At 59.7% G+C, this 9515-nt stretch carries 5 protein-coding genes and 3 pseudogenes; 6 read left to right on the top strand and 2 right to left on the bottom strand.

The features are described 5' to 3' along the window. Window positions 1-139 precede the first annotated feature (139 nt). The 5 genes and pseudogenes from IVB36_RS28710 to IVB36_RS28730 form a co-directional block, all read left to right on the top strand. Window positions 140-1066: pseudogene (locus IVB36_RS28710) on the top strand (IS3 family transposase); the annotation flags it as partial. Between the two features lie 2107 nt (window positions 1067-3173). Next, window positions 3174-3616, top strand: a pseudogene (queF, locus tag IVB36_RS28715) (preQ(1) synthase); the annotation flags it as partial. Between the two features lie 387 nt (window positions 3617-4003). Continuing rightward, window positions 4004-4900, top strand: a complete 897-nt coding sequence (locus tag IVB36_RS28720; RefSeq protein ID WP_247393968.1) for an arylamine N-acetyltransferase — start codon at window positions 4004-4006, stop codon at window positions 4898-4900. A gap of 745 nt (window positions 4901-5645) precedes the next feature. Then, window positions 5646-6392, top strand: coding sequence for a zincin-like metallopeptidase domain-containing protein (locus IVB36_RS28725; RefSeq protein ID WP_247393972.1), 747 nt, complete (start codon window positions 5646-5648; stop codon window positions 6390-6392). A gap of 323 nt (window positions 6393-6715) precedes the next feature. Further along, window positions 6716-6853 carry a hypothetical protein gene (locus tag IVB36_RS28730; protein ID WP_247393974.1) on the top strand — a complete coding sequence of 46 codons (138 nt, stop codon included), beginning with the start codon at window positions 6716-6718 and terminating at the stop codon, window positions 6851-6853. A gap of 174 nt (window positions 6854-7027) precedes the next feature. On the opposite strand, the gene IVB36_RS28735 is transcribed toward IVB36_RS28730, so the two are convergent. Together IVB36_RS28735 and IVB36_RS28740 are read right to left on the bottom strand one after the other, a co-directional pair. After that, complete coding sequence (locus IVB36_RS28735) at window positions 7028-7975, bottom strand: hypothetical protein (RefSeq protein WP_247393976.1); 948 nt, start codon at window positions 7973-7975, stop codon at window positions 7028-7030. Between the two features lie 185 nt (window positions 7976-8160). After that, on the bottom strand, window positions 8161-9150 hold the full coding sequence (locus tag IVB36_RS28740; RefSeq protein ID WP_247393978.1) for a serine protease: 990 nt from the start codon (window positions 9148-9150) through the stop codon (window positions 8161-8163). A 77-nt stretch (window positions 9151-9227) separates the two neighbouring features. On the opposite strand from IVB36_RS28740, the pseudogene IVB36_RS28745 reads away from it, so the two are divergent. Continuing rightward, window positions 9228-9485, top strand: a pseudogene (locus tag IVB36_RS28745) (transposase); the annotation flags it as partial. Between the last annotated feature and the right edge of the window lie 30 nt (window positions 9486-9515).

The following is a 9515-nucleotide window of genomic DNA, read 5'->3' on the forward strand; positions in this document are numbered from 1 at the left end:
CCAACGACGTGGAAAAGGTTCTTGCCAATGTCGATCCCAAACACCGTTGCCGGCCTGGGCTTGTTCCGTGTCCTCATTGCTTCCTCCTTTCAAAAGCCACCTCAGTCTGACTGAGAGGACGGGGCGGGTCATCCCATTAATGGTAGGGCCCGCCGCCCAGCGCGAGGCTGTCGCGCATCTGCAGGCCGAACTCGGCCTGTCGGAACGGCGGGCCTGCTCGATCGTCAGCGCCGACCGCAAGATGATCCGATACCGCTCGTGTCGGCGGCGGGATACCGAACTGCGCATCGAGTTGCGTGAGCTCGCCCATGCGCGCAGGCGGTTCGGCTACCGGCGGCTGTTCGTGCTGCTGCGGCAGCGCGGCGAGCCGTCCGGGATCAACCGGATCTACCGGCTGTATCGCGAGGAGGGCCTGACCGTACGCAAGCGGCGCGCCCGCCGCCGCGCTGTGGGCGTACGGGCTCCAATCCTGGTCGAGGCCAGGCCGAATGCCCGCTGGTCGCTGGACTTTGTCCATGACCAGTTCGCGTGCGGTCGGCGTTTCCGGATCCTGAACGTCGTCGACGACGTCACCCGGGAATGCCTGGCGGCGATCCCCGATAGCTCGATCTCGGGACGCCGAGTGGCGCGCGAACTGACCGCGCTGATCGAACAGCGCGGCAAGCCCGGCATGATCGTTTCCGACCATGGCACCGAGTTTACCTCGAACGCCATGTTGGCGTGGGCCGAGCAGCACATCATCGATTGGCACTTCATTGCGCCGGGCAAGCCGATGCAGAACGGGTTCTGCGAAAGCTTTAATGGCCGAATGCGCGACGAGCTTCTCAATGAAACCCTGTTTCTCAGCCTTGATCACGCCCGCAGCCGCATTGCCGAATGGGCCGACGATTATAACCGCCAGCGCCCACATTCGGCGCTGGGCTATCTCACCCCGGCGGCCTACGCCGCCTCCCTCACCGCAACATGCGATCGGCTGCGCAACCCCGACCAGCTCCGCCGATCGCATGTTGCTCCACCCGCGCCTCGTGGCGTAAAACAAGCCGAGACTCTAATTGCCGCTGGATGAAAGCTCGGGGGCAGGTCAAACTGGACCCCCACCTGAGGGACCATCGGGCCCTGTTTGCTGATTTAATTCGTGCACGCTCCGATCTCCTTGATGTCACGGAGCGAACAGCGCTGTCCGCCGTTGTTGCAGCTTTCAATGGGTAGACGCTCCGTGACGGAATCGATACGCAAAGTGAAGGCTATTGAAGCGTCACATAAATGAGGGCGTTTGTGAACGAAGCTCGTGCGATTCGACTAGGCTTCACTGAATGTACTTTCAGGCACATGGCGCAGACGCAAGCGAGGTCGGCAAGGGGACCGGCTCATGTTTTCACGCCGCTATGTCTGTTTTCAGCCGGGTCGTCTTGAAGACGTTAATGTCCGGTCCCCGCCATCAGGGCGCAAAATGTTTCCGCGCGCGCTCGCAAAGCGCAATGGTGTTGTTCTCTTGCAGCAAGACGAGGAAGGCGGTTTTCGGCACGTTGATTGCAGCGACGGTGAAGGACGCATTTCAAAGACAGCGGTCTCTCGCCGTCACCACTCAAGAGTTCAGATGAAAGCTATCTATTCCATCAAACAACTCCGTCATTCGTCGAACGTTGGAGGCGCTACGCAGCACAATGGATGGCATCGCTCGACCGGCCATATTGCCGACACGGTGGAAGTCTCGAACTCATCCAGGATATCAAGGCCATGCGCCAGGTAATCGCAGATCAGGTGGCGACAAGCGGCCGTTCCGACGCCAGGGGCATCATGTGGACTAGCGAAATGCAGAAGCGCCCGCAGATCAACTTGCTCGCGCGAGAGCGAGGCAAAGCGCCCGGCTAGGATGTTTGATGAGCTCAACGCAAGCAACTCGTAAACGCCTGCTCGACGCAGGCGTGCCCTTTGGAATAAACGCCAATGTCGCAGAATACTTGCGGCCCGGTGAGGGTGAGACAATACAAGCAGAAGTCGAGCAGCACTTGCAGTCTTGCTTGAGGCTTGGTTATCGACACTAGCCGCGATCACAACACGACTGCGACCGCAAAACGGATAGCCAAGATGTACGTGCGCCAGGTGTTCGTCGAGCGCTTTGAAGCTAGCCCTGCGGCTACGGAACTTGCCAAACGCGGGCTGCCTGCAAGAGACCTACGCGCTTGGCTCCATCACCCTGAGATCGGCGTGCTCGCACCACTTTGTTCCGGTCATTGGCATTTTCGTTGAGAGTTTTCGATGCGCCTCCCGGACCTTTCCACACCGCAACCCACGCTCGTGATCGGCGAGCCGGGTTGCCCCGATCTCGCCGGCTTCACCGCCGGCGCCCGCCGCGCTTCTCTCGGCCGCGTTCGGCTCATTGCGGCCCGGCGGCTCGGGATGGTTCGGCCCCCACAAGCTCCACCGCATGTGGGTCGGGGTGCTGCCTGGTGTCGGTGATCGGTATCAGCAAAGTTGTGCGTGTGGCCAACTGGATCATGGCGCTCGCGCAATCCAAGAGGAAGCCGATATTATGTTGGCAGATAAGCTAGAGCGCCGCATTAATCCGAGGGGATTGGCCGTCATCGTTACGGCGCGGCACCAGTGCGTGATCTGGCGAGGCGTTCGCGAGACGGGAACCACTATGGTGACCAGCATCATGCGCCGTGTTTCCGCGACAGCAAGATACTGCGTAGCGAATTTCTGGCGCTCATCAAGGACTAAACCGTGACCTATGTATCACTCAAGACATACGGTCGTGAATCGGCCTATCTGCTGCGTTTCGCCAGCGGCGCGCGCCCTCGCACTGTCGCCTGTTGGGCCAAGATGTCGCCCGTCGACAAGCCTGCCGATGTCGACCAACTACTAACCCTCAACATCGGTGGGGCGACCAGGCCAGCAATATGGATGCAATCGTTGAGGCAAGAAGGCAGCGGAGCTGAGCACTCAGGAGGTGACTGCACGCGACTGAGCGCGTCATCATTCAAACACGAAGTTTCTCGGCGTGCGGGGACGGGGTTGGAAGGTTCTGCGGCTTCACCCTTGCGTCGATCTCGGTGGCTTCTCCGATGTCGTCGTCCACTCGAGAGCAGCGGCAGTGGATCAGGAGGACTTCATCGGCGATGCCCGGCTCGACGGCCGCACTTCCGGCGGCATGCATCAAGGAGTTGCCCGTGCCTACCACCCGGAACTTTACACAGGTCGGCGCCCACGTCGAGACGCCAGGAAGCCCAGATAAGGTCGTCCTCGAAAACGCGCCGCTCAGGCGCGGCGACGGACCGCCCGCCATCGTGCGCTGCACCTGCCCGGAATTCACCTCGGTCTGCCCGTGACCGGTCAGCCGAGTTTCATCCTAATCGACTACGCGCCCGACGAGGCACTGGTGGGCTCCAAATCACTGAAGCAGTTCAGGACTTCGTTCCGCAAACACGGCGCTTTGCATGATGAATGCACAGCGCTAGTCGGCCGACGCATTGCCGGGGCGATCAAACCACTGTGGCTGCGCGTCGGCGGTTACCGGCATCCGCGTGGCGGCATCCCGATCGACGTGTTCTGGCAGACCGGCGCGCCACCGGAGGGCGCCTGGTTGCGCGATACAGGCGTGGCGCCTTATCGCTGCCGTCGGCTGAGCAACCAAAAGAGCGACAGCCGCTCGTTAGTAGCGCAAGAGCTGCAGGTTCGTAACTACGATTCATCAAGGGTGATGTCATGTTGAACGCGGCAGAAACTGCTGGTGTAGCTGAGAGCGATTCCTCAGCTGGTAGCTGTCGCCGTTCTCTACTTAGTGATGGTGGATCGCGGGCGGCAGTGGATCTCGAAACGCGGAGCATTCGCGGCGAGGCGACACGAAATGATTCGCAAGGCTGGAAGATCGCCGTTGCAAATCGCCGCGGACCGGGAGTCCTACGGGCTGCTCCGGCCGTGCACAAATGGCCCGTTGGCTCGATACTGGCACTGAGGCTGTCGCCGGAAGTGCTGGGGCTGTTTCATTTCTATAGGAGAGATGGCCACCTTCTACGCGTCGCCTGCGAAGTCATCGCGCTTCCGGCGGCTTAATCAAACGAATCCAGACATCAGAGGACGTGCCATGGCATTTAAGATTGCGACCTATCTCGATCGGATCGGTCTTGCTCAAGTCCCGACAACGGTTGACGGCCTTCTTGCGCTCCAGCAGGCTCAAATGCGAGCGATCCCCTATGAGAACATTGATGTTCTGCTGGGCGATATCCCCGATCTGACTGAGAATTCGATCTGGGCCAAACTTATCGATGCCCGGCGAGGCGGCTATTGCTTCGAATTGAACAAGTTGTTTGGCTTGGCGCTCGAAGAACTAGATTTCACGGTCCGGCCAATTCTTTGCAGGGTGCGCATGGGGGCTTCGGAAGGTGGCCCACGCACACATCATGCATTGATCGTGACCATAGAGGGTTGCGACTGGCTTGCTGATGCCGGCTTTCCCGGTCAGGCACCGATTGCACCGCTACGAATCGATGCGAAGGAGCAGCAAATAGTTGGCGGGGACGTGTTTCGTCTGCGGCCCGACCCGGCCAGTGGAGAGCTCGTGCTTGAACGCAAGAACGAAGATGAATGGTTCGCTCTGTTCGGCATTGACCGAGCCGTCGCCCTGCCACCCGATTTCGAGGGCGCCAACTTCATCTGCGCACGCTGGGACCGTATGCCCTTTCCATCCGTCCTCATGATGAGTGTGCTGACATCGGAGGGACGTGCAACCTTGCTTAACAAGAAGCTCAGATTGACTCGCAGCCAATTTAGGGAAACACAAACACTGGAAACGAAGATCGAACTGCAGCAGGTCTTGGCCAAGGTCTTCGGGCTCCGACTGACTCAGTGCACCGTTGATTCGTTATGGGAAAAGCTTGGGTCACGTGGACTTGTATAGGAAAGAAAGTGATCAAGCATTCCCAGCGCGACGATGGCCTGTGCGGTCTCTTCCAAATCCCAGGGCGGGATCGTCGACCCTGTTATTGGCGATGTCGTAGTGCTTCAGGGGACGATCGAGTTGCTCTGGAATGATCCCATCGATCCGTGGCTTCAAGGGTGCCGAGCGCCTGGCGCCTTTATGTCACAGCTGGCCGGAGGGGGCGGGCTGCGGCGATCCCTCTCGTTGGAGAGGTGGTCGAATATCCTCGGCATGGTCGAGGAAGGCGGTGGCGGCCAAGCTTCGTTTCCATGGCCCCGCAAGCCCCTGGCCCGAATCAAAGAATACCACCAACTAACTGAAAATTCACAATTTTATAATTTACCAAACCGAGAATACCATTAGCTATACCAAGCCGATGTTTCACAATTTTGGTTCGAATCCGCTTCAGGTTGAACGTACGAGATCAGGAGCTATGCTCGTCAATTCCCTGTGAGTCTTGTGGGCTTACAGCAATAAGTGCTGTGACTAGCCGGGATTCGAAGCGTATGGCACTTCGTCAGGCACCGCCGCCTTCGCTCGGCATCGAGACCGCCAATCACGGCGGGCTCGCAAGAGCGAAAGGCGATGCAATGTCCCCTCAATCAACCAGCGTCTCCACCCGGAAGGATGCTAATCCGAGATCACGTCCCAGCTTGTGGCCGCAATCGAAGCGAATCCCGACAGACCATAATTACCCTGGCGCAAATCATCCGGCGCTCTCTTCATGCCGGTCAATGTGCTGACCAAGAACGGCTATACCGGCATCAATATCGTGAGTCTCTGGGTCGCCGCCCAATTAAAGGGGTTCAGCTCGCCCGTGTGGGCCACTTACAAACAACGGTCGGAGCTTGGCGCTCAGGTTCGCGCAGGCGTGAAATCGAGCCCTGTGATCTTCAACAAGGAATTCGACGCCGAGCCCGATCCCGACGTTGCGGATGACGACGGCAAACCGCGTGTCGCCCGCGCATCGCGGGTGTTCAACGCGGCGCAGGTCGAGGCTTACGCCCTGAACCCAGTGCCGGAGCCTCTCGGTCCGGTCGCCCGCATCGCAGGCGCCGATGCGTTCGTGAGAGCGACGGGCGCGCGCATCGAGCACGGCGGCGACCGGGCCTTTTACCGGCCCTCCACCGATCGTATCCAGCTGCCTCCGGAGGAAATGTTCTGCGGCACCGAAACGCTGTCCCGCAAGCGAAGGCTATTACGCACGCTTGTCCACGAGCTGACCCGGCGCGAAACAGGCTCGATCGCACGTTCGGCAAACGCTTCGGCGGCCTACGCCGCCGAGGAATTGGTCGCTGAAATCGGCGCGGCGTTCCTGTGCGCGGAGCTTCAGATCACGCAGGAACGTGCGTGCCGATCACGCTCGTATCTCGCGCAGTGGCTGAAGCTGATGAAGGTCGGATTCCCGCGCGGTTTTCGCTGCCGCCGCCACGAGGAAAACATCGGCGCCTGCTCCTTCACCACTGGCTGAACTAGGCTGCGCGCCCCTCGTATTCACGGCGAAAGGCGTCGACACTAGTGAACAGTATTAGGATTTGCGCGGTGACGTTTTTTGGTTCAATGGCAGGCATGTCGGTACCCCGCGTGGTGTGTGATGCGTCGGCAGGCTAGGCCACCGGCAGTGAACGTTGGTCGCAAGCAGATGACGCAACCCTTTGCTGTTTGCGCAGATTCCTGAGCTCCTGCAACAGTATAGGCAGCAGCTCCGTGGCGCAGCCGACGAGCTGACAGTCATTGTGCGCAACTTCGACGAGGACTCCCGCCGCTCGGGTTATGACCGATCGGGCGCACTCGGTGATGGCGAAGAACCCAGAACCACTGGTGCGCGACCAGGCGCAGCGAATGACGGAATATGTTCGAAGGCTGGACCGGCTGAACGAGCAGCAATCGGCTTTGGCGGATGGCGTCACGCCTGCGGCCATCCTGGCGTAGCGGTTGACTACGACAAGCCGATCATGGCGCAAGCCTGGAGCGCCTATGCACCCGCGCTTCCGACGACCCTCACGGGCATTGTATTTGCGATCATCGGCTGGTGCTTGCCCTATGCTGGATTCTTGGTTCTCGGCGCTGTTGCCGGCTCACGGCTCCGCGCGGCGTTTCTATACCTCAACTCTTGTTCGCGGTCTTCACCGCGAGCGGCTGCTGGATGAAGCGCCATAGCGGCAACGCATCACTTTTGTGGTCGGATGATACCAGTGGCGCGAACCAGTTGGGCCGATGTTCAAGTTCAATTTGCACTGAATCCGGTTCTCCATTGGCCTGTTGCGAATAGTGGCGGGAAAACATCCGGCTCAGCGTGCCGATTATTTCAAATCTCTCAGTGTCCTCGTTGAGCCGTTCCTCGGGCAGCCAAGAAAACTCGATCGCCGACAATCTTCCGTCAGTGACAATGGCCTTGGTCTCCTGCTCGGCCCATTCCCCGAGATTCATGAATATCCACGCGATCTCCTGCTCGACCGCACGCGTGAGGACACGATCCTCACTGAGCATCGTGACCTCTCGAACCGTAAAAGGCGCCATTCCGTCGGGGCCGATGGCGTTGGGCGTGTCGGCGGTTAGCCGAAGTGTGAGCGGCGGCGTTGTGCCGATTGTCATATCGCCGAGCCTGCCCAGCTCATTGAAGCGGACGGCATGTTTCATGTCGAGCTTGAGGTAGCCATTTTCATCCAGCAGATCGTGCGGGGATACGAGCGTCCAGATGCCCCATCTGGCCGAATAGACGGCCACCTTGAGCGCGGCCCGTGTTGCCCGCGCGTAGCTGTCGAGCGAGGACAGATAAGACGGTGTCATGATCTGACGTTCTTGCCGGACCGGATCTGCCTCGTAGACGTTCTTGACTTCGACCAGCCATTGCTCGTCGTCTTCCAGTACGATTCTGAAATCGGGCGCCCGATATCTGCCGACAGGATAGACGCGCCCGGTATCTTCGACCTTCATCAGCTTGTAATGACCAAGCGCCACCACCATGGCTTCGAACATTGCCGCGGTTCGTTGGCCCGGGATCAGAATGTCATCGGTCAATGCCTTGTCAAGCTGCGCGCCGATCGCCGCCAAAAATTCCTGGGCTGTCTGGGGCGCCGTGACCGAAATCTTTCGCGGCTGAAGCGGGCATAGAGATTGAGAAGATCAAATGGTTTGCTCATTTTGGCGTCGCTGCCTTGAATTTACGCGTGGGAAAGGTCGGGCCTACGACTTGGTGAAATCGGCAACCTGGTCGGCTTCCAAGTTAGCTGACCCGCCTAATCGGCCGAACTCATAAAATCATCTGAGCCTGCCCGCAGGGAGCCCAAGCGAACCGAATAGTCCGACGCCAGCGTCGCGCAGATTTCCTCTGCCCGTGCGCGGTCGTTGGTCATTGCCGCAACATGCCAAGGAGCGTTGCGCACCACCGCCCAACCGCGCACCCATCCCGGGTTCGATGGGTCGACGTGAGGGAGGTTGCGTTGAAGACCTGGGATCGGCGCAAACCAGAAGGGGTAGGATTGCGCACCGTCGCTTCCCGGCTCGTCGCTTGAGCTGACGAGGCCGATCACCTCTCCGTCCTGGTTGAACACGGGTCCTCCGCTCATACCGCCTGGCCAATGGCTGTCGACCGCAAATGTCGGCCAAGGCCGATGTTCGCGGCCACTCGGCAGCACTGCCGTTACGCGGCCAATAGACCCATACATGCGCTCGGTCAGAACATCCGTGTCGATCTCGCGGTCCTGTATCGAACGCAGTTCGGGAAATCCCACCGCCATGACTTCATCGCCGATCTCGGGCCATTTTCCGGTCAGCCGCAGGGGCAGAAAATCGCGTACTTCGTGCAGGCGCGTGTTGTCCGCTTTGAACGACAGCGTCATGCAGTCGAGTGACATGCGGCTCGAGTCACGGTTGAGCAGCCAATCAAGGGCAATATCTTCTGGCGGGGTGCGAAAGGCGGTCGCTGACGCAATCACGACCATCCCCTCGACCCCAATCGGGGCGCGCCCATAAATAAGCCCCGGGTTGAGCAGACCTACAACCGTCGACCGCGGGCGCGAAGGCCCGAGCCATGCTTCAAGCACGTGCTGCGCGGTCAGATATCCTCCGAAGGGGTCGATCCGGAACGCCGTGCCGAGACCAGAGACGCGGTCTGTGTGGTTGTCGATTGCCAGTAAGGAGATAATCGGATGGCGAACCCCCGTCGGGCCTTGAATCTGAAACTGGCGGGGATCGTCTCCGGCTGCGGGAGTGACTGGAAAGGGCATCGTCCAGTCTAGGGTCTGTACCTAATTAGCGAGTTCTGATTCCCTGGTGCTAAGTTGATTCGGCACGGGGGACTTCGATGCGCAAAGGACTGTTCTGGCTCAACGACAAGCAGTGGGCTCAGATAGAGCCGCATCTGCCAACGAACCAGACCGGCCCGGCGCGCGAAGACGATCGACGCATTATCAGCGGTATCATTCACATGCTCCAGTGCGGCGCACGCTGGCGCGATTGCCCGTCCGACTATGGCCCTTACACGACGATCTATAATCGGTTCAATCGCTGGGCTAAGCGCGGACATTGGCAGGCGATCTTTGAAGCGCTCGCCCGCTGCGGCAAGGACCGAGTGGCTTTGTCGATCGACTGA

The sequence above is a fragment of the Bradyrhizobium sp. 35 genome (assembly GCF_023073215.1).
GTDB classification, from domain to species: Bacteria; Pseudomonadota; Alphaproteobacteria; order Rhizobiales; family Xanthobacteraceae; genus Bradyrhizobium; species Bradyrhizobium canariense_D.

Coding starts and splice junctions, on each gene's coding strand:
- IVB36_RS28720 (WP_247393968.1), top strand. CDS start 4,004: ATGGCCACCTTCTACGCGTCGCCTGCGAAGTCATCGCGCTTCCGGCGG.
- IVB36_RS28725 (WP_247393972.1), top strand. CDS start 5,646: ATGCCGGTCAATGTGCTGACCAAGAACGGCTATACCGGCATCAATATC.
- IVB36_RS28740 (WP_247393978.1), bottom strand. CDS start 9,150: ATGCCCTTTCCAGTCACTCCCGCAGCCGGAGACGATCCCCGCCAGTTT.